The organism is Microcoleus sp. AS-A8 (assembly GCA_039962225.1).
Taxonomy (GTDB): domain Bacteria; phylum Cyanobacteriota; class Cyanobacteriia; order Cyanobacteriales; family Coleofasciculaceae; genus Allocoleopsis.
In genome coordinates this window covers 304,157-324,751 of the sequence record JAMPKV010000001.1, presented here as the reverse complement: position 1 = coordinate 324,751, position 20,595 = coordinate 304,157, and the positions used below count along the sequence as shown (strand labels likewise).

Genomic DNA, 20,595 nt, shown 5'->3' with positions numbered 1-20,595 from the left:
TCGTAAAAATGTCAGATCGTCAGAGCAGCTAGAAGCCGTCAGTGCGTCTCCAAACTGACTCAGGACTCAACGATGTTCAATTTGCAGTGGCTTGAAGCCTAATCAAAACCACACCCGATCGCACTGTCAGTGAGAAAAATAAAATACTCCAGAAGGAGGATGTAAATTTTATAGGTATTGCTGTGTTACAGCCTGAAAAACCCAGTAAATTTAAGACTTACGTCAAGATGACTGGCAATGACAGGACAAGAAGCGCTCACCTTCGTCGATACATTTTTACGCTTTGCTCACCAAAGACAAAGACTCAATGACATTCAATCGGAAGTCTTTCTGCAAACTTGGGCTGGACTCTCCTACAAGGAGATTGCCGAGCAATTAGGTTATCAACACGACTACATCAAACAAGTTGGTTCCCAACTGTGGCGAAGTCTCTCCCAAGCCTTCGGCGAACCCGTCTCGAAGCAAAATATTAAAGCTGTTTTGCGCCACTACCAACAAGAAACCTATCCCCTCCCCAACACCCGTGGGATATCAACAATGGTACTTTTGTCCCAACAATACGGCTAACAGCAGCTCAGTTGGCAACGCTAAACGCCTTAGGTGCCGCTCCCTGAGCCAGCAAAATTGGAATTTGGGTTTAATTACGGGGTATCGGACTTTTGGCTTAAGAGTCGGGAGAGTTGATGTTGCAGCTTTTCGCGCAAGTGTTGAGCGTTTCGGTAAGCTTGCGATCGCCTGATGCTCGGTGGTGCTGCCAATTGCCCTAGGTGAACTCTCAACGCTGTTCCACCTTCAGAGGTTTCAGTCCTCAGTGTCTGATCTGACGCTACGTCCGTCCAAGATTCATACAAAGGCTGAATGTAATAACTCAAGCGGGTTCTCATTGCCCAAACCCCCATTGATGGAAACAGTAAGAAGATAAACATCAACGGTGAGATAGGCAGAAAGGGCAGGGAGACTCGTCTGGCTAATTTTTTGACATTAAACGCCCAAGGATGCAACAACTCACTACCGAGGCAAATTACGGGCAGAATCGGAAGGCGGTAGCGATCGCACAGTTGAATAAAACTCGGATGAAACGTCTCCAACTGATAGCGCTTCGACCAACCTTTCCCAGGGCCATGTACGCCTTCGGGTGGATAAAGTAAAACTGTTTTATGAGTTATTGCCGCTTCAAACTCATTCAGTTCTGCTCGCACACCCCCTAAAACCTGCGACCATCCAGGAGGTAACCACCAAATCACCCAAGGATGTTCAAATAACGAAACACTTGCCAGGGGTTGCACAACCCAACCGCGTGTATGACCTAACAGATAAGCTAATGTAATGAAGTCCCAAGGAAAACACATCCCCGCATGATTCATGGCTACCATCAATCGCTCAGTTTGAGGCAGATTTTCCGTCTGGTGTAATTCAGCACGAAAATAATACTGAACAATCGGTGCCACAATCTCATCCCGGAAGGCGTTCTGATAGTTTGGATCGAACTGAGCAACCGATGAACCAGGTGAACGGCAACCCAAGCGTAACCAGCGCAGCAGCAGCGCCAGGTAAAATCCCCCTGGAATCAAAAATAATGCATATTCCAACCCATTCCAGCCATCCGGATCGGCATGATAGTGTTGCCAATGGCGGTTGAACAAAATCAGCCAACCGGGAGGATACCAGAGGCAAAACCAATCAAACCAAGTAAATCGATAAGAATCAACTGAGGATTGCTGCATTCGGTTGGATAGTCGCTATTGCTCGTGTCCTATCTTTATTGTGAATGAGCCATCAATACCTCTACCCGATAGCTGATCTTAGCTAGCTTGGGAGAAGTAGGTCGGCATTAATATTTACTGTTGAGGCAAGGCAGACCGGAGATGAGAGTGAGGACAGAGGACAGAAGGCAGAAGGCAGAAGGGAAAAGGATTTTAGTTTCTTAACGTTGGTTTACATACCATCATTTATTTGTGTCTACTTACATCTTGCACCAGTGGCAACAACCCGCCAGTGGTTAAAACCACTGTCTGATCGATCAAGTGTTCTCGCAGAAAACTGAGTAGGAATTTCAGTCCATTGAAATGGACTTTCACTATGAGCCGTGGAATTAATTCCACGGCGGATTTTCGGGCTTACTGAAAATGGTGCCAGATCTGAGTCTACCTACTGCGTAAGCTAACAATCGTTTGAGAAAGCCGGTTTCAAGTGTAGAGATTTCTTGTGCGATGCAAATATCAACCTTTACTGCTAAAAACCGAAAGGATAAGTCTCCGGTGCTTCGCCTGATTCCCAGTGGGGCGTGCGCTCTAGGGGTTCTAAAGCTCGTGTTTCATCAAAGTGGATCATTGCATCAAATTGCTCGGATAGACGAGCCTTGAAGTAGTGGCTGATACGCTCGCTTTGGGGAAGATAAATCACACCGATCGCACGTTCCAATCGTCGCTGACGCAGCCTCTCTCTAACTTCATCGTTATCCCGCAGATTCAACAAGAATTGTGCCAACTCTGTAGCATGAAACAAGGCTTCATAACTGCCTGCTAACGCCGGACGGACACGCTTGCGCTCTGGCGGTGCCCCCCAATCCGAAGCGGCGGTAACAGTCCCCGTGTAGGTGCTGAAGCCGATTAATACAGCATCGTTACCATACTGTTGACGCACCAGTTGACCGACATTCAATTCTCCAGACGCCCCCATATCCGTTGCGCGTGCATCCCCAAGGTGGGAGTTGTGCGCCCAGACAACGACTTTACTACGATTCTCGTGTCGATCCAAGTGAGCAACGAGCTGATCGAGAGTTTCCGCCATGTGGCGATCGCGCAAATTCCACGACGACACGCGCCCCCCAAACATCGAACGATAGTATTCCTCAGCGTTCTTCACCAGCCGTGCATTCTGCTGGGCATAGAAAAACTCATCCTCTGCCACCTGACTATCCCCTTGCGAGAACTCAGCCGTGCGGCGTTGCAATTCCATTAGCTGGTTAATCGCTTCCTCTTCACAGGATGAACTCAAGCCCAAACTGGCAGCATATCCATAAGATTGGCTGTCTTCACCAAAATGTTCCAAGCAAGAATAGCGATACCTTGCCCTCTGGGCGGCTTCCGGGTCAATCTTGTCGAGATACCCCAGAACAGCTTTGATGGACTCATACATGCTATAAAGGTCAAGCCCATAAAAGCCTGTCTTGGCAACGTTGGGTGGCAATGAGTGATTGTATTCTCGTAGCCAATCCACGAAGTTGACCACAACTGTATTACGCCACATCCAGGTGGGGAAGCGATCGAAGCCAGCCAGAGCCTCGGTACTGGTCGCATCACCGTTCATCCCCCGCACATAGCGGTTCACACGGTAGGCATCCGGCCAATCTGCTTCAACCGCCACAGCCGTAAAGCCTTTTTCCCGAATCAGCCGCTTAGTAATTTCAGCTCGTTGTTCATAGAATTCGTGTGTTCCGTGAGACGCCTCACCCATCAGAACAAAGCGAGCATCACCAATTAAATCCATCAATGAGTCATAATCTTCAACTGCGCCAGTCAGAGGCACAGCCGCCTGACGCACGACATCACTTATATTCGTTTTTGTAGAATCTAACATCGTTCTCGTCCTTTGACGCTTTACAGCTCAGCCACCCCAACGGCTGAAGGTTGAGTCCTCGTTGTTGCCTGTTGGAGTAAGTCACGAACCTCTTGGTCTGTTGTTTGTGAAAAATTGTTGTACCAGTAACCAACGCTATGGAAAGGAGAGGGGGTCATGGCGCAGATGATTTCGTCTACCTCCGCTGCCAATTCCTGGCAGGTTTCTGGTGAAGAAATCGGTACAGCAACCACAATCCGAGCCGGTTGCTGTTGTCGAATCGCCTTGACGGCTGCACGCATGGTTGCACCCGTGGCTAGACCATCATCGATCAGAATAACGGCGCATTCCTGTAGAGCCGGGGCAGGACGGTCATCCCGATAAAGGCATTCTCTTCGTTCTAGCTCTTGCTGTTCTTGGGTCGCCACTTGCTGGATTGTTGCTTCAGACAGATGAAGCGATCGCACCACTTCGTCATTGAGAACTTGCACACCGCCAGAGGCCAGCGCCCCCATTGCCAACTCTTCTTGACCGGGTACACCCAGTTTGCGAACCAGAAAAACATCTAAGGGAACATGAAGCGCTTGGGCAACCTCAAAGGCGACGGGTACACCCCCTCTCGGTAGCGCCAACACTAAAACATTTGGGCGGTTGGCATAGGCGGCTAGCTTCTCAGCCAGTTGTTGACCTGCCGCCCTTCGGTCTTTGAATAGCATGGTTGTTACTCCTTCGCGTTCAACTGTCCGTTCAATAATTGGTTCGCCATAGTGGGCATGGCGTTTGCCTAGGGTCTATGTGCAAACTTTGATGGAAAAAACTCAATCTTTCTGCTGGCGTGTGCGCTCTGTGAACCTGGAGTGGGAGGCTGTGAAAAGCCGATACGCGTCTACCTGAAAAAATGTACACACGCTCTAGTGTTGCCTGTTGGGCAAGAGGGTAAACCATTGCTGAGTTTGGCGATCGCTTACCTCGATCTAGTCTTCGTCTTAAGGGTAAGTAGCCTGTTGAGCAATTCTCTTCACTCTACAGAAGGGATTCCCTTCACTCTTAAGAAATAGATAGTATTGATAGGTAGAATCCCATTTTTTAGAAACTGCCAGCTCAACAGTGTTATTGATAGGAGGCTAAGCGTTCTAAGTCAGCTGGAGTGTTGCAATTAAATAAGAGTTGGGTATCCTGAATCATCAGTTCTTGGACGGGATGTTGCGCTAACCAAGACTGAAACGAGCGTCCTCCCTCGTTGATAAATTGAGAGAGTATTGGCAGACACTGGCGTCTGTAAAAACCACACAACGGTTCCCAACCTTTAGCATGTCGCGGCAGCAGAGCAATGACATTTTTGTCCGTCTTTTCTAGCTGCGTTGCCCACTCTTGTAAAACGTTGACCTGTAGTTGGGGTAAATCGCAGGCGAGTAAGAGTACCCAATCTGTTTTAACTTGAGCCAGACCTTGAGCAAATCCTACGAGAGGGCCATGGGGTTCGGTTTTGCCGGGTAAAGGAACTTCCTGTAGTAAGCGACACGCATCGGGTAAGATGTCTTGGTAGCGATCAGGCCAAGGGGTAACCACATAGACTTCACTCGCACACTGGAGAGCGACTTCACAAACCCGTCGCAGCAACGGAACACCCTGGAGAGAAATCAGAGCTTTGTCTTGACCCATACGAGAACTCTGCCCTCCAGCCAGGATAATCGCAGATAGTAATTGAGTCTTCCTCATCAGTTAGGCCATAAAGGAAAGTTCATTTACCATTGTGAGCCGTCCTCGACGAACCGCACGCAGTAGCCGATCTAATAGACGCTACGTTCTTCTATACCGCAGCTAAGACAGCCCCGACCTCTAGAGGAGAGAGCCGCTCAAAGAGGATAAAACTCGGTACGATGGTAGTTTATATGTATACTTCACCCTGAGCGTGGCGGGAATGCTCACGGTTGTACCGTTTCTGTTGAGGTCAAAGCGCGATACCCTCTTTATGACACGTAGCTCAGCCAAGCGTAGCCAACTCTACTCCTAGCGTGATGCTAGCGCAGGGCTTTTAAAGGCGTTGGCGTAAAGCGGATGCAACAGTATCCAACGTTAAGCCCAGAGTACCGTGATCAAAAAACCTAGTGCGCTACTAACATCGCTTCTTACCAAAAAGTAGGAACTCGCTTTTCACCCAGCTCTTCCCAAGACGTGAGGATACAGGAGTGAGTAACACAGACAACACCCCTTCGCCCTTGGTTTCCGATATTTCCTTAATGTTCTTCCCGGGCGGGGAAGATATGACCCATCACCAGGCTGTTGAACAGCAAAAGCAACTCTTGAAACAGCGCCTGAACCGACAGACACAGGCACTGGTGGCACTGGCAAGAAGCCAGGCCATTGACCGGGGCAACTTAAAGGCGGCGTTGCAGGAAATTACTGAGGTTGTCGCCGATGTTGTGGAAGTTGAACGGGTCAGCGTTTGGCTCTATCAAGGTATTGCTGTAGGCCAAAGACTACCCATGTGGTTCTTTCCCCAGGTCAATGAGGCTTTCTTGGAGCGGGGGGAATCGTCAGGCACGGCAAGGCAGGTTCAAGGCACACAGGACATACGGATGAAGTGTCTGGACTTGTATGAACACAGCCGGGGATGTCATACATCGGGCATGGAACTGGTGGCGGAACATTATCCGGTTTATTTCCAAGCGTTAGCCAGTGAATGCCCTCTTGCCATACACGATGCCCAGACTGATTCTAGGAGCCAGGAATTATTGGAGTCCTATCTCACGCCAAACGGTATTACCTCCTTCTTGGATGCACCCATTTGGCTCAATGGTCAGATGGTCGGCATTGTTTGTCATGAACACATTGGTGTACAACGCCAGTGGACGTTAATCGAAGAAAATTTTGTCACCGCGATCGCCACTCTGGTTGCCCTAACGATTGAAGCGTGTGATCACATCCTGACTCAAAAGCAAATGAGACAGCACCACCAATTCCTGGTGAGTGAATACCATGATGACCTGGAGAGATTGGTAGAAGTACGGACTGCCGAACTCACAACAACGAATGAAAAATTGCAAAAGGAAATTCTTCGGCGTTCTACGGTTGAAGCCCAACTTAGAAATTACCAACAGCACCTTGAGGAATTAGTCGCAGAAGGGACGCGCGAAATTATTCAAACGAACGAGCAACTACAAACAGAAATTCTCAGTCACCAACGGGCACAGGAAGCACTACAGGAAAGTGAGGAGCAATTTCGATGCTTGTCTGAGGCCACATTTGAGGCAATTTTGATTATCGATCAGGGCAATTTATGCCAAGTAAACAGTAACTTTACTCAGTTATTTGGTTACGAACCTGGGGAAGTGATTGGCAGAAATCTCGCCGAATTTTTGGCTCCTGAATATCGGAGTTGTGTACCCCAGCTGACAGCTTCGAATAGTGAGCAAATGTATGAAACGTGCTGTCTCAAGAAAGATGGGTCAACATTCCCTGCTGAAATTCGCAGTAAAGCAATTCCTTATCAAGGACGCCTCGTAAAAGTAACAGCCATTCGAGACATTACCGCCCAAAGCCAAGCTCAGGAAGAACTCAAGCAATCCGTTTCTCTGCTCAATGCGACTCTTAACTCTACAACTGACGGAATTGTTGCGGTCAGTACAGCCGGCCAAATTGTGAGTTTCAACCAAAAATTTGTGGAAATGTGGGGGCTTTCACAGGAAATTTTGATGGTGCCCGAAAGGCAAGAGCGATTCAGATTTTTCCAGGAGCAATTGAAAGAACCGGAAAGTTTTTTAGACAGAGTCAATCAGTTTTACGCTCAACCCAATGCGGAAGGTGATGATGTACTGGAATTAACGGATGGTCGAATTATTGAATGCTTTACCCAACCGCAACGCAGTGGTTTCCAAATTATTGGTCGAGTCTGGAGCTTTCGGGACGTTACCGAGAGAGCGAAGGCAGAAAATACCTTGCGGCAACATCTCCAACAAGAACTTTTGATTGCGGGAATGTGCGATCGCATTCGTCAATCTCTGAACCTGGGGGAGATTCTCAACACCACTGTCGAGGAAGTGCGACAGTTTCTTCGCACGGATCGGGTGATCATTTACCGTTTTGATCCAGACTGGAGTGGAACGGTTGTGGTTGAGTCTGTCGCTCCTGAATATCTTGCCACCTTAGATATGGTGATTCAAGACCCCTGTTTTGGAGCCGACCAAATCGTACCCTACCAGCAAGGACGTATCCAGGCGATCGTCGATATTTTGGCCAGCGGGTTAACACCCTGTTATGCCGAGTTTCTCAGCCAGTTACAGGTGAGAGCCAATCTTGTGGTACCCATTTTATATGGAGTGAGCAGCCAGAAGAGAGGAGGAGAAGGGGAACGGCTACGTCCAGAGGGAGATAAAGACCCTGCTTTATGGGGACTGTTAATTGCTCATCATTGTAGCGGCTCTAGGCAATGGCAGCCGATTGAAATTGATTTGCTTAAATCCTTGGCGACTCAGGTAGCGATCGCGATTCAGCAATCCTCGTTATTTGAACAGCTAGAAGCCGCCAATCAAGAGCTACAGCGCCTTGCTAGTATTGATGGTCTTACCCAAGTGGCGAACCGACGGCGGTTTGATGAATATCTTCACGAGGAGTGGCGGCGGTTAGCACGGGAGCAAAGCCCCCTGTCGCTAATTTTATGTGATATCGATTATTTCAAGCTCTACAACGATAACTACGGTCATCTCGCCGGAGACTTTTGTCTGCAACAAGTCGCCGCCGTCCTCCGTCAGTGCGTGAGGCGTCCCCCTGATTTGGTGGCTCGTTACGGTGGAGAAGAATTTGCCCTAATTCTACCGAACACAGATGCTAGAGGTGCAGCTTTTGTGGCTGAAACGGTTCGACAGCGCGTTCGAGGGTTAAGAATTCCCCATGCCAAGTCACCCGTGAGCAAGTACGTCACTCTCAGTTTGGGGGTTGCCACTACTATACCCAGGCTGTGTGCTTCATCGCAAAAGTTGATTGGGGCAGCGGATAAAGCTCTGTATCAGGCTAAAGCCGAGGGACGCGATTGTCTGAGGCACCAAGGATAATCTGTACAAAGACTACAAAAGTCTTGCTTTTACCCATTACCCCTTACCGATGACCGATGACCCAAAATTCCCTCATGTGACACTTGATGAGTGCGGCATTAAGGCTCTAAGACGCCTGATTCCACATGTTTCTAATTTTTTCGGGTAAGAAACTGGCAATTTCTTCAATTCGTTCTTCTGACAATTCATGTTTAGTTGCACTGAAAACTGCACAGATGACGGTTTCTAAATCTATTCCTTCCGGTAAGTGAGCTTCTTGACGAAGTCGGAACAGAAAAGAATCAGAATCGAATTTCATCGGTCCTTCAATGCGGCTGAGAAATCCCACAACCGGGTCAGTATCTCGCCATAAATCCCCTACCTCGTCGGGTAATGGTTTGTATTCTTCTGTGGGTACCACTTCGTTTTCCTCTTCGAGTTCTACGGCTACCCGATCCGAGGCTTCTGTTGTCATCAAATCTCGCATTGTACGAAACACGAGTTCCGTGATATCTTTCGCCACAAAGGCATTTTCTAAATGCCCCTTACGCATGACTGTTTCCATGAAAGTCATCTATTTTCTCCTTGATTTAATAACATTTTGATTCTACCCAACGCTCAAATTTATGATTCGGGCACTTCCCAACGGTAAACGGCAAACTCTAAAAGGCATTTATCAATTTACGGATTTTTTTAAGCTATAGCGGCGGCCAAAGGGACATACTCCTGTTTTAGTAAAGATTTAAATCTGCTTCTTGTGTTTCAGTTACATACCCAAACCATACAAGCGATTGCTTGCTCCTGCATCCGTCATAAGAAGCAGCCCAAAAGGTATATTTTTAAGCCTTTGTTAATTTAATTTATGTTGAGCTTGACTATATTTCAAAGAAGTGAAACTCCCTCAAGCAAAGTGTTCCAAATTTTTTCCCTCTGGCATCTAAACTGAGATTAAGCCAGGGGTTCATGTCACTTGTCGGTGAAGTTCTTTGTAAAATTTTGTCTCTCAATAATGTTAGAAAGTTAATTTTGTGTATCTAGCTTAGAAACCGGGAAAGTGACTGTAACAGTTGTGCCTTGATTGAGAATACTTTCGACCTGAATTTGACCGTGGTGATTCTCGATGATGGCTTTAGCGATCGCTAATCCTAACCCCGAACCGGCTGCCGTATCATGTTTTCTGGCGGGATCGACTCGATAGAAACGGTCAAAAAGCTGGGGCAATGCTGATTCTGAGATGCCGATGCCCGTATCGCGTACTTGTACTCGCAGTAGGGATGGGCTGTTTCGCCCCCCAACATGGCTAGGACGTTCTAACTGTTGCAATTCCACCTGAACAGATGCCTCACTGGGATTCTCGGTAGAGGCAACGGTATATTGTAGGGCGTTACTCACCAGATTGGTAAACAAGCGAGCAAGCTGATCCCAATCTCCTAAGAGCGTAAAGGCATCGTCTGATAAAGCCGGAAATATAGCGCAGTGCTCCCCTGCAAATTCTTCGCTGGGTGCTTCAACAAAATGTAAGGACAGGGAAATCCCCTTTTCCGCCGCCAGTAACTGTTGTTCTTCGATCACCTCCATCAGTAAAGCATCCAGAGGGACAGGTTGCCATTGGGGTTGTACTATGCCACTATCTACGCGTGCTAAAAATAGGAGGTCATTCACCAAACGTCCCAGTCGTTGAGTTAACCGTTCCACTACCTTAAGTTGGTGGCGTTGTAGGGGAGATTCCAAGTCCGGATCTGCGAGGGCAACCTGCACATTGGTTTGAATCATCGCGATCGGATTTCTCAGCTCGTGGGAGGCGTCGGCTGTAAACTGTTTCAGACGTTGGTAAGATTCTCGCACCGGCTTCATCGCCAGTCCGGAAAGGAACCAGCCGATCGCGGCAACAGACATTACCATGAAAATTGTACCCAGGGTGAGATCGACAATGAGCTGGCGAATGGGCTTAGTCACCTCAAACCAAGGATGGCTCACTCGCAGATAGCCTAGAACGTAACGCCCAAGTTGTACCCGTTTGGTTACCTGTCGCAACAGATGATCAGCGGATAAATGTACGGTTTCGCCTGTATCGTTCGGGTGTAAGGAAATCTCCAGAGATTCGGATAGAGTTGACCATAACAACTCTCCCGTAGGACTAAACCACTCTAAGTCAATGTGGTCATCTTCTGCGGCGTCGGCGTTATCTCGAAAACTGGCTTCAACGTTAACTCGAAAGGGAATGTCGGACAATCGTACAGGTTCGATTACGAGCGATCGCTCCACCACTTCTACCACATGTTCGAGAGTGTCATCCACCCGCTCAATTAGGGTGCTACGAACATATAAATAAAAACCCGTGGCAAACAGCAACAGCAGCACTGCCGTTACAGCGGTGTACCAAAGAGCCAAACGTCGGCGAGTAGCCTGAAACATGATGGTATGCTGCCAAAACTCTGATGGAAAGGTTCAAGAGTAGAGATTTACACTAGAGGAGGATAAGACACTAGAGAATGAAATTTTACGAATTGTAGAAATCAGTAGCTGTAGTCGTTTCCGTAGTTATGGACATGCCAAAGAAATAGTATGAACTCATTTGAACACATAAACATTGAGGGGTACCGTCGCTTATTTTCAGTTCAATTCGACATGCGACCCCTAACCGTTATGATTGGTGCTAATGGTGTCGGTAAAACTTCCCTTTTAGAGATATTCTCTCTCCTGGCAGCATCCGCGACAGGCCACTTAGAGTCGAAGATTTCCGATTTGAGTGGTCTGAGTGAGATATTGACTCGTGACAAAGCAGATAGTGTCGCAATTTCCTTGTCAATGAGTGTGCCAGGTTTTGCACCCCTAGACTACCAACTTAAACTTGTTCCCAAAGGCTTGTCATATGAAATTGCTCTAGAAACACTTACCCAAAAAAACAATCCTAATGCCGTTGAACCCTTCAAGCACATTGACTCTCGTGGTTTGGATGTTAAGTATTTCAGTCCCGAAGATCAAAAGCTATTGCGCCCCAATTGGGAACATAATCCATTTGAAACTTCTCTTTCTCAAGTTCCCAAAATGTACCAGGAGCCGGAGAATCTCCGTAAGCGATTAGCTTCATGCACCTTTTATGGGGCATTGAATGTTGCTTCTAAAAGTCCAGTTCGTCTGCCTCAATCCATGCGCCCTGCAACAATGCCAGGTTCCAATGGAGAGGATTTAGTCTCTTGCCTGTATTACCTCCGGGAAACAGATCGGGATCGGTTTGAAATAGTAGAAGATACGCTTGCAGCTGCCTTTCCAGATTTTGAACGATTAGGCTTTCCTCCAGTGGCAGCAGGAACTTTAGCAATGACTTGGAAAGACAAAAATTTCTCCAAGCCCCTTTACATGCACCAACTATCTGAGGGAACATTACGATTTCTCTGGTTAGTAACACTCCTGCAAAGTCGAGATTTGACTGCTGTAACCCTGATTGATGAACCAGAAGTCAGTTTACATCCAGAGTTGTTGAAACTGCTGGCTGATTTAATGCGAGAAGCTTCCCAACGGACTCAACTGATTGTAGCAACCCACTCAGATAGACTGATCCGATTCTTGGAACCCAACGAAGTGTTGGTTTGTGATGCTGAAGATGGGTTAGCAACCATGACTTGGGCTGACTCCCTAAATTTAGAAAAATGGCTAGAGGACTATAGCTTAGACGAGCTTTGGGCAATGAATGTGATAGGAGGGCGCTCATGAGGATCGCCATTTTAGTTGAAGGGAAAACAGAAATGGCTTTTATGCCCAGTCTACGGAGTTTCCTGAGTTCGCGCTTAGAACAACGGATGCCCAGACTTGATCCTAAACCGTACCACGGTCGCATTCCTAAAAAAGACAAGCTCAGGCGTGTTGTTGAAAATTATCTCGATATAAATAATTATGATGCTGTGATAGCACTTACAGATGTTTACACAGACTCTAAGAAGAAGGATTTTGAGGATGCAGAAGATGCTAAAAACCAAATGAGAGGATGGGTAGGAGATAACCCTAAATTTCATCCTCATGCCGCACAGTATGATTTTGAAGCTTGGCTTTTACCTTTTTGGCCGACTATTCAAAAGCTGGCTAAGAAGCATGATAAGTCAGCTCCCGGTGCTCAACCTGAGCAGGTCAATCATAATAAACCGCCGTCTAAACACATTAAAGAAATGTTTGAATTGGGCAAATGTCGAGACAGCTATGTTAAACCACGGGATGCAAAGCGCATATTAGAAGGCAAAAATCTTAGGGATGCTGCCGTAGTATGTCCCGAATTAAAAGCGTTTCTGAATACGATTCTAATGCTTTGTGATGGTGAGCTAATTTCCTAAGAGGCCAAAGCCTACAGACCGACAAAAATCCTTCTTTAGATTTATTCCTTTAGACAGGGAGTAATACTTATGTATGACAGTCATAAAGAATATATGTAGAAAAATTAAGGGGCATCACTCATGATTTCACGTTGGTCTAATCCACTACCGAGAGAAGACTACACAACCGCCAAAGTCGTCATCTGTGCTTATGAGAACCAATGGGTTCCTATTACTTTTTCTAGTTTGGCGGAGGCGATACGGCTTTACCAGCAGGCGTTGCTTCACGGTGCAGAAATTTTTGTCTTTCCTTGTGATTTAGCTCCCTGGAATCCATTGAATCAGTGAAATTCTGGGTTCTAGGATCGCTGGGCGTTTGAGAGGTGTCAGCGAAAAGCGGCGTTATTTCCAGAGCAGTGCTAACACTGGTAATAGTACCAGTTCCAAACGGAGATGACTTACAATCGCAATCAGCCTAGAGCCTATGATGTTGTCCTTGGCGGTCAAACTCCAACCCCCCTGTACGGGGCAATTTTGGGGGGACTGCAAGGAGTCAAGCAACGCTTAAGTCGAAGCCATCTTGGGGATAGTCCGTCCCATGTTGTGCAACGAATGAATGCCCTCAAAGAGGCGTTGAATTATGGCGTTGAAGGCTTAGAACTGGTGATTGGGGCGTTAAAAGACCCTTCTTGGCAGGTACAGCGAACGGCATACTCGTTACTCCAAGGCTCTCAAGAGCCAATCGTCATACAAGCATTGCAGGATTATAATCCTTACGAACGCTTCCAATGCCTGTACCGATATTCCACCGTAAAATCGACAACTTATGCGATCGCGATTACTCCCGACGGGCAGATAATGGCCAGTGGCGGCAATGATCGCATGATTACACTACGGCACCTGGGAACTGGCAAAATTCTCCGTACTCTTACCAAACATACGGATTCAATTTATGCCCTATGTTTAAGTCAAGATGGGCAAACTCTGGTCAGTGGCGGTCGGGACAAGACGGCGATAGTTTGGAATCTCAGCACCATAGGTAACTATCATTCGATTTCTCCCACCAGTCGAAGCATCGGTGATGGACTCATGTATAGCTTCATGGGACATTCTGATTCGATTAACTGTATTGCCATGAACCGGAATGGGAAAATACTGATTACTGGCAGTGAAGACAGTACGATCCATCTGTGGAATTTAGAGACGCGTAACTTTATTGCCCACTTAGAGGAACATGAAGCTGGGGTAAAAGCGCTCGCCTTGACACCGAATGGGAAAATCCTGGTGAGTGGTAGTGCTGACCATACGATTAAGGTGTGGCGACTCCCGAAAGTCAAAGCCCCAGCTAATATCCTAACTGGACATTCAGACGGGGTGAAATGTCTGGCGATTAGTCCTAATGGAAAGATACTGGCAAGTGGAAGTCAGGATAAGACCATCAAGCTATGGGAGTTGGATACAGGAGAACTGATCAACACTCTGGTTGGACATTGGGACGAAGTCAATAGTCTGGTGTTCAGTCCCGATGGGCAAACGCTAATCAGTTGCAGTCGGGATGAGAACATTCAACTGTGGAATCTGAGTACCGGAAAACAACTGCACAGCTTGTCAGGACATCAAGGTGCTGTTGCGACTGTTGCCATAACGCCCGATGGACACCCCCTCGTCAGTAGTAGTTGGGATCATACGATTCGGGTATGGGGAATAAAAGACTAAAAGGCCGCTTAATATCAGAGAGTGGGATTGTCCGGAATGCGGAACGCACCATGATGGTGATATTAATGCCGCTCATAATCTTCTCGCCGCTGGATTAGCGGTGAAAGTCTGCGGAGCGAACATAAGACCTGACAGGCATGAGTCTGAAGGGCAGTTGCGAAAAACCCGTAAGGGAAGGAAACAGAAACTCAAATCGTGAGGTTTGGGAATCACCATCGTTCCACGGCGGTGAGGAGGTCAAGCTCCTAGCATCTGATTCTTGCGTTCCAGTAAAATGGCTCGGATGCCCGCGGCCTTAGCCCCCTGGAAGTCTTGGGTAAAGCTATCCCCAATATGCCATGCCTCCTGAGGTTCACACAAATGTTTTTGTAAGGCAATGGAAAAAATTCGGGAGTCAGGTTTAGCGACACCCGCCTGGGTAGAAACGGTGATAGAGGTAAAAAACTCCTTTAGGTTCAGCGCGTCTAATACATAATCAAGACGGGAATCAAAATTAGACACAATACCCATCTCAATCCCAATCCGTTGCCACGCCTGCAAAGCCGGAAGCACATCGGGATAGATAAACCAAGGTTCAGCCGTGGCAAAGTAATTGTAGAGTTGGTCAAAAAAATCATCGAAATCAACAAATTGGTGAAGCACGCCAACTTGTTGAAACGTGCGCTGGGCAATCACGCGCCACCACTCAAATTCGCACTGGGGAATCTCGTCAGGGTAACATCCAGGAAAAACTGGGGGGTTGGTGTTGGCAAAAGCTTGGACAAAGGCTTGGTTCAATGGGTCAATTGGGACTTGAACGCCATACCTTTGCGCGATCGCACTATACACCTCGCCCACACTCCCCCGAACCCCGAACAGCGTACCGACGGCATCGAGAAAAATCACTTTCGGTTGTTGCATGTTCTTTCAACTAAGAATTTCCCGATAACATCTCCAGTAAAGGTTGCGCCATCCAGTTCAAGCCAACTTTTAGCTTGTGGTCTAAAGTCGGCATCCGATAGAGATAGGCAAGACGCCGAGTCAGGTAGGCTAGGGGGCCATCTAACTTGATTCCCAGACCGGTGAATGTGGCATTGTCTGTCCCCAAGGTCATCATCTCCCCTAAGTGCTGATAACGGAAGGGAAGCAGAGGACGACCCGTGAGGGAAGCCCAGATATTCCAGGCGGTATAATCGGCTTGTTGGAATGCCGCTTGCGCCGTGTTGGGGACTTGTTGACCTTCGGCATCCTGGCAATCAGCGAGGTCGCCCAACGCAAAAATTTCAGGATGGTCAATGGCTTGGAGTGTGGGTGTTACCGTCAACTGACCCCGCTGGCTTTGCTTGAGCGAGAGTGCACGCACAACTGGCGCAACCCTTGTTCCCACAGTCCACAACACCAGATCGACGGGAATGGTATCTACCTGTGCTTTATAGAGCAGCGACATCGCATCTGGCTCAATCGACGCCACGGATGTTTCCAAATCAATCCAAACGCTCCGGTCATTTAAAGCTTTATGAGCCGCATCGCGATTAAAATCTGTTGAGGTTCTGAGAATCATATCACTCATTTCAATCAACCGCAGGCGTCCGCGATCGCCAAGTCGTTCTGCCAGTTTGCAAGCTAACTCAACACCAGAGTAACCCGCACCCACAATCGCGACTCGGATTTTATCTCGATCAGACTCTTCCAAAATCCGCAGCCGTTCTTCTAAACGATAGGCATCCGCGACGGTGCGGAATCCAAGTCCATATTCGGTTACCCCAGGTGCCATATCCAGGGGAGTTTCTCCGCCCATCGCCAACACCAAGCGATCGTAAGCAAATTCCGGGCCATCATGCAGTTGTACCTGCCGCTCCTCTACATTAATTCCATCCACGGCGGCTTGAGTGAATCGCACCCCTGTGTGGACCAACAGTTCTTCATAGGGTGGGGCAATTTCCCAGGTTTGGAGTTCGCCCGTCAGGAGTTCATACAGTAACGGCGTGAATAAAAAGCGATCATTTTGATCGACGAGGATAATTTCCGGGCGTTGGGGCTTTTCCCACGGCAACTGGCTCAAGCGCAGGGCAGTATAGAGACCCCCAAAGCCTCCTCCAAGAATACAGATGCGGGTCGGTTGTTCACTCATGGTTTAAAGCGCGTGCGTCCCTTGCGGGCTATTTTCTTCAGTGTAGCGAGACTCTTCCAATAGGGGAGAAAGCCATCAGAGTCTTGCCATTACGAAGCTTGTTGATTAATGGATGAGTTCCCATGTAGGCTCTTAGCCAGAACCAGGAAAAGTCAGGTTATTATGCCAGCCACAGAGTCTCCAATCGCTGTTAACGCCTCTGCTCAGCTACCTTTAAGCTTCATTGCCAATGCGGGTCAAGCTAACTCAGATGTTCAATTCCAGGTTAGGGGGGCGGGTCATACCATTTTCTTTACCGCTTCAGAGATTATTTTAAGTGCTACTGAGCAAGTTGAAGACCAGATAGTGAGTTCAGTGGTGCGATCGCAATTGGTAGGAGCCAACCCTAATCCCTCAATTGTAGGATTAAATCCTCTACCCGGAGTCGCCAACTTTCTCTTAGGCAATGACCCCAGCCAATGGTATACCAACGTTTCAACTTATGGCGGCGTGGTGTATCAAAACGTCTACGCAGGAATCGATCGCGTCTTTAAAGGCACTGAAGGGGAACTCAAGAGCGAGTTTATCGTTGCACCTGGGGCTGATCCAGGGCAGATTCGGATGAACTTCAGCGGTGTTGAAAGTATCCAGCTACGGGACGATGGCGCGCTGGTTTTGCAGACTCCATTAGGGGAGTTGATTGAGGAGGCACCCTATATTTACCAGGAGATCAATGGGCAGCGGCAGGTCGTACAGGGAGCCTACACTTTACTCGGTAATAACCAAGTTGGATTCACTTTAGGAACATATAACCCAGCCTACACCCTAGTCATCGACCCGGTGCTGGAATACTCCACCTACCTCGGCGGCAACGGCAATGCTGCGGGCGGCTTTGATGAAGTTGGCAATGGCATTGCGGTGGATGCTACAGGTGTTTACTTGACAGGCTCAACCCCATCCACTAACTTTCCCGTCACGGCCGGTGCGGTGCAACCCACACTCAATCCCTTCAGCTTGGCCAACACGACAGATGTATTTGTAACGAAGCTGAACCCCGCGGGCAATGCAGTCCTCTACAGTACGTTCATCGGTGGTGCTGGCTCAGATGTTGCGGGTGATATTACCTTGGATAGCGCAGGCAATATCTATCTCACTGGCGTCACCACCTCCCCCAGCATTCTAGCAGCTGCGGCGTTTCCTACAGTTAACGCCGTGCAAGCTACTTTTGGCGGGGGCTTAGCCGATGCCTTCGCCCTGAAACTCAACGCGGCTGGCAATGCCTTAATCTACAGTACCTATTTGGGCGGGACGGGCAATGACGGAGCCTTCAAACTCGCTCTAGATGGTGCAGGCAATGCCTACATCACCGGTCTAACCGAATCGTTGGGCGTTGCCGCTTTCTCTACAGCTAATGCATTTCAAGCCAATAATAACGGTAATACCGATGGCTTTGTAACACAACTCAACCCTAATGGTGGATTACTTTACGGCACTTACTTAGGGGGCAGCCAATTTGACTCTGGCAATGATATTCAGGTAGATAGTGCAGGTCTTGTTTACCTCACCGGCGACACGGATTCGGCTCCTAACTCACCTACCCCTTTTACCATCACAGCGGGAGCGCTGCAACCCACCTTCGGCGGTGTTCGGGATGCGTTTGTGGTAAAGCTGAATGTTGGCGCTGCCACGCCCGCCGCTCAATTAGTTTACAGCAGCTACTACGGCGGCAATGGTTTGGATTCGGGCGATAGCATCGCCGTGGATAGTGCAGGCAATATCTACATTGCAGGCGACACTGAGTCTACTAACCTGCCCGCCGTGAACGCGGCACAACCCACCTTCGGCGGTGTCCGAGACACATTTGTAGCCAAGCTGAATGCGGCTGGTAGTGCCTTAGTTTACAGTACTTACCTTGGTGGCAGTCAAAGTGACTCAGCTGATTACCTTGCTGTGGATAGTGCAGGTAACGCCTACGTCACAGGTGAGACCCTATCTACCACTGACTATCCAACAGTCAACCCGGTGCAAACGTTTGGGGGGGGTACTCAGGATGCCTTCGCCGCGATGCTGAACCCCAACGGGGTAGTGTTTTACAACACCTACCTGGGTGGGAATGGCTATGACGAAGCCTTTTATATTGCTGTGGACAACGCAGGAAACGCCTATGTCACGGGTCAAACGGGTTCTACAAACTTTTCCACCCCAGGTGCCTACCAAACTACTTACGGTGGCGGTAACCGCGATGTCTTCTTAAGCAAAATCCGCCCCAACACGGCACCCGTGCTGAATAACACTGGATCTACTATTTTAACGACTATTGCTCAAAATGACACCAACAATACAGGTACCCTGGTGTCTGCAATCCTTGCCAGTGGTTCCCCAGGTAACCCCATTACCGACCCAGACCCTGGAGCCTTGCAAGGCATTGCCGTCATGGCGGTAGATAATACCAACGGCACTTGGCAGTTTTCTACTGATGGCGGCGCTAATTGGACACCGTTCGGCACTCCCTCGGAAAACGCGGCGCGGTTGCTGGTCTCAGACGCGAATACGAGAATCCGCTTTGTCCCCAATGCTAACTTCAACGGTAACGTGGCGACAGGAATTACCTTCCGTGCCTGGGATCAAACTTTGGGAACTAACGGTAGTACAGCGAATATTACGACCATTGGCACTGGTGGGGCAACACCCTTTAGTACGGATACCGAGACGGCAGCGATCGCAGTAACGGCAGCCATTGACACACCAACAACTACACCAACAACTCCACCAAACCCCAGCAACAACCCAAACGATTTTGTCACGATTGGTGGTTCTACAGGACCAAACCAGCTCCTATTTACTCTCAATGAAAATAGCGCGGCGTTTGTCAATGAAGTTGGAGTTTTTGTCGTTGATGATGACCAAGGTACAGTCAATGGTATTGCTCCAGGAACGGCTGGGTATTTGCAAGCTGCACTCAGCCAAGGAAAGGTAATTTTGTCTACCCCTCCAAACTTACCAAATGGGTTTGGGGTAGCTGATCAAACTCGTGTATTGAACTTTAACTCCAACGAACGCTTAGGGTTTTACTTCGTACAAAACAGCACCACCGATACGGTACTAGCTGACTTAACGGCTGGGCGAACACCTTCCAATGTTTTCTTCTCGTTTACTTCAGCCAATAGCGATGGGTTTGACCATCTTCAATTGTCAGACCAGGGCAATGGGGTGTTTATCCAGCGCTGGGAAGATATGTCGGGTGGGGGTGATCAAGATTTCAATGATTTAGTGATGACCATCCAACCTACCATTGAGCCTTTAAAAGTGGGTGTGACTTTACAAGGGGAGTCGCAACACGAAGTCATTGATTTACGGAACCAGACAGCAGGATTACAAGCTCAGTTTGTCGTGAACCGAGAGGCGGCTTTTGACAATTTTGTCGGTTTTTATCGAGTTGTGGATGTCAATGGCGGAATTGATACGGATGGGAATGGTACTGCTGATGTTCGTCCCGGCGAGGGGGGGTATGCACAAGCTGCGATTCAACAACGGGTACAAAACTTAGACCTGACTGTTGCTAACCAATCGACGGCAACGTTCACCGCACAGTTAGAGGGTGGATTGATCTATGCACCATTTTTGATTGCCAATGGCAGACCGGATGCACTCGTGGATGGAAATTCTAGTAATGACCCCGCTGTCTATTTTCCCTTTTTCGGGGCTAATGCGGATGGCGTTGACCACATCCGCTTATTGGGGGATAACACTTTTGGTTTTGAGGATTTATCTGGCGGCGGCGATAGGGACTATAACGATGTGATTGTTCAGGTGAATTTTGCCTAAAAACACAGCGCGATCGCTAGCCATCTGAACCTATTAGAGTAAAACAAGCGATCGCTGTGTTCGTAACCCATAG

15 protein-coding genes and 1 pseudogene are annotated in these 20,595 nt (G+C 48.3%); 8 read left to right on the top strand and 8 right to left on the bottom strand.

The features are described from left to right. Positions 1–237 precede the first annotated feature (237 nt). Entirely contained in the window at positions 238–567 is a 330-nt protein-coding gene (locus tag NDI48_01260; GenBank protein ID MEP0829831.1) for a hypothetical protein, read from the top strand. Positions 568–641: 74 nt separating this feature from the next. Here the strand turns inward: NDI48_01260 and NDI48_01255 are convergent, their stop codons facing one another. The 4 genes from NDI48_01255 to NDI48_01240 all read right to left on the bottom strand — a co-directional run bounded on the left by NDI48_01255 (position 642) and on the right by NDI48_01240 (position 5,277). Then, positions 642–1,724, bottom strand: coding sequence for a glycerol acyltransferase (locus tag NDI48_01255; protein MEP0829830.1), 1,083 nt, complete (start codon positions 1,722–1,724; stop codon positions 642–644). Between the two features lie 508 nt (positions 1,725–2,232). After that, entirely contained in the window at positions 2,233–3,579 is a 1,347-nt protein-coding gene (locus tag NDI48_01250) for an erythromycin esterase family protein (protein MEP0829829.1), read from the bottom strand. Between the two features lie 20 nt (positions 3,580–3,599). Further along, positions 3,600–4,274, bottom strand: a complete 675-nt coding sequence (locus tag NDI48_01245) for a phosphoribosyltransferase (GenBank protein MEP0829828.1) — start codon at positions 4,272–4,274, stop codon at positions 3,600–3,602. Positions 4,275–4,668: 394 nt separating this feature from the next. Then, positions 4,669–5,277 (bottom strand): molybdenum cofactor guanylyltransferase, encoded by a 609-nt coding sequence (locus NDI48_01240; protein ID MEP0829827.1) that lies wholly within the window; start codon positions 5,275–5,277, stop codon positions 4,669–4,671. Between the two features lie 470 nt (positions 5,278–5,747). Here NDI48_01240 and NDI48_01235 point away from each other — a divergent pair, with 470 nt between their 5' ends. Then, positions 5,748–8,609: a diguanylate cyclase gene (locus NDI48_01235; protein ID MEP0829826.1), complete on the top strand. Its 2,862-nt coding sequence runs from the start codon at positions 5,748–5,750 to the stop codon at positions 8,607–8,609. A gap of 106 nt (positions 8,610–8,715) precedes the next feature. Here the strand turns inward: NDI48_01235 and NDI48_01230 are convergent, their stop codons facing one another. Both NDI48_01230 and NDI48_01225 read right to left on the bottom strand, forming a co-directional pair. Further along, positions 8,716–9,162, bottom strand: coding sequence for a DUF2267 domain-containing protein (locus tag NDI48_01230; protein ID MEP0829825.1), 447 nt, complete (start codon positions 9,160–9,162; stop codon positions 8,716–8,718). A 446-nt stretch (positions 9,163–9,608) separates the two neighbouring features. After that, the gene (locus NDI48_01225) at positions 9,609–11,003 is read right to left on the bottom strand and encodes an ATP-binding protein (GenBank protein MEP0829824.1); all 1,395 of its coding nucleotides are present in this window, start codon (positions 11,001–11,003) and stop codon (positions 9,609–9,611) included. 213 nt (positions 11,004–11,216) lie between these two features. On the opposite strand from NDI48_01225, the gene NDI48_01220 reads away from it, so the two are divergent. The 5 genes and pseudogenes from NDI48_01220 to NDI48_01200 all read left to right on the top strand — a co-directional run bounded on the left by NDI48_01220 (position 11,217) and on the right by NDI48_01200 (position 14,807). Further along, positions 11,217–12,302: an AAA family ATPase gene (locus NDI48_01220; protein ID MEP0829823.1), complete on the top strand. Its 1,086-nt coding sequence runs from the start codon at positions 11,217–11,219 to the stop codon at positions 12,300–12,302. Further along, positions 12,299–12,913 (top strand): DUF4276 family protein, encoded by a 615-nt coding sequence (locus NDI48_01215; protein MEP0829822.1) that lies wholly within the window; start codon positions 12,299–12,301, stop codon positions 12,911–12,913. The genes NDI48_01220 and NDI48_01215 overlap by 4 nt, the downstream gene beginning before the upstream one ends. 120 nt (positions 12,914–13,033) lie before the next feature. After that, positions 13,034–13,240: a hypothetical protein gene (locus NDI48_01210; protein MEP0829821.1), complete on the top strand. Its 207-nt coding sequence runs from the start codon at positions 13,034–13,036 to the stop codon at positions 13,238–13,240. A gap of 534 nt (positions 13,241–13,774) precedes the next feature. After that, the gene (locus NDI48_01205) at positions 13,775–14,608 is read left to right on the top strand and encodes a WD40 repeat domain-containing protein (GenBank protein MEP0829820.1); all 834 of its coding nucleotides are present in this window, start codon (positions 13,775–13,777) and stop codon (positions 14,606–14,608) included. Beyond that, positions 14,607–14,807 (top strand): annotated as a pseudogene (locus NDI48_01200) (transposase). Before NDI48_01205 ends, NDI48_01200 begins: the two are co-directional and overlap by 2 nt. 38 nt (positions 14,808–14,845) lie before the next feature. Here NDI48_01200 and NDI48_01195 read toward each other — a convergent pair. Both NDI48_01195 and NDI48_01190 read right to left on the bottom strand, forming a co-directional pair. Continuing rightward, positions 14,846–15,508 (bottom strand): HAD family hydrolase, encoded by a 663-nt coding sequence (locus NDI48_01195; protein ID MEP0829819.1) that lies wholly within the window; start codon positions 15,506–15,508, stop codon positions 14,846–14,848. Between the two features lie 10 nt (positions 15,509–15,518). After that, positions 15,519–16,718 carry an NAD(P)/FAD-dependent oxidoreductase gene (locus NDI48_01190; protein ID MEP0829818.1) on the bottom strand — a complete coding sequence of 400 codons (1,200 nt, stop codon included), beginning with the start codon at positions 16,716–16,718 and terminating at the stop codon, positions 15,519–15,521. A gap of 162 nt (positions 16,719–16,880) precedes the next feature. Here NDI48_01190 and NDI48_01185 point away from each other — a divergent pair, with 162 nt between their 5' ends. Next, a complete protein-coding gene (locus NDI48_01185) occupies positions 16,881–20,522 on the top strand; it encodes an SBBP repeat-containing protein (GenBank protein ID MEP0829817.1) in 3,642 nt (1,213 codons plus the stop codon). The last annotated feature ends 73 nt before the right edge of the window (positions 20,523–20,595 follow it).

Excerpts from the sequence above, each read along its gene's own strand:
- NDI48_01190 (MEP0829818.1), bottom strand. The coding sequence starts at position 16,718 with ATGAGTGAACAACCGACCCGCATCTGTATTCTTGGAGGAGGCTTTGGG.
- NDI48_01220 (MEP0829823.1), top strand. The coding sequence starts at position 11,217 with ATGCGACCCCTAACCGTTATGATTGGTGCTAATGGTGTCGGTAAAACT.
- NDI48_01230 (MEP0829825.1), bottom strand. The coding sequence starts at position 9,162 with ATGACTTTCATGGAAACAGTCATGCGTAAGGGGCATTTAGAAAATGCC.
- NDI48_01255 (MEP0829830.1), bottom strand. The coding sequence starts at position 1,724 with ATGCAGCAATCCTCAGTTGATTCTTATCGATTTACTTGGTTTGATTGG.
- NDI48_01185 (MEP0829817.1), top strand. The coding sequence starts at position 16,881 with ATGCCAGCCACAGAGTCTCCAATCGCTGTTAACGCCTCTGCTCAGCTA.
- NDI48_01195 (MEP0829819.1), bottom strand. The coding sequence starts at position 15,508 with ATGCAACAACCGAAAGTGATTTTTCTCGATGCCGTCGGTACGCTGTTC.
- NDI48_01240 (MEP0829827.1), bottom strand. The coding sequence starts at position 5,277 with ATGAGGAAGACTCAATTACTATCTGCGATTATCCTGGCTGGAGGGCAG.
- NDI48_01225 (MEP0829824.1), bottom strand. The coding sequence starts at position 11,003 with ATGTTTCAGGCTACTCGCCGACGTTTGGCTCTTTGGTACACCGCTGTA.
- NDI48_01245 (MEP0829828.1), bottom strand. The coding sequence starts at position 4,274 with ATGCTATTCAAAGACCGAAGGGCGGCAGGTCAACAACTGGCTGAGAAG.
- NDI48_01260 (MEP0829831.1), top strand. The coding sequence starts at position 238 with ATGACAGGACAAGAAGCGCTCACCTTCGTCGATACATTTTTACGCTTT.
- NDI48_01205 (MEP0829820.1), top strand. The coding sequence starts at position 13,775 with ATGATTACACTACGGCACCTGGGAACTGGCAAAATTCTCCGTACTCTT.
- NDI48_01215 (MEP0829822.1), top strand. The coding sequence starts at position 12,299 with ATGAGGATCGCCATTTTAGTTGAAGGGAAAACAGAAATGGCTTTTATG.
- NDI48_01210 (MEP0829821.1), top strand. The coding sequence starts at position 13,034 with ATGATTTCACGTTGGTCTAATCCACTACCGAGAGAAGACTACACAACC.
- NDI48_01250 (MEP0829829.1), bottom strand. The coding sequence starts at position 3,579 with ATGTTAGATTCTACAAAAACGAATATAAGTGATGTCGTGCGTCAGGCG.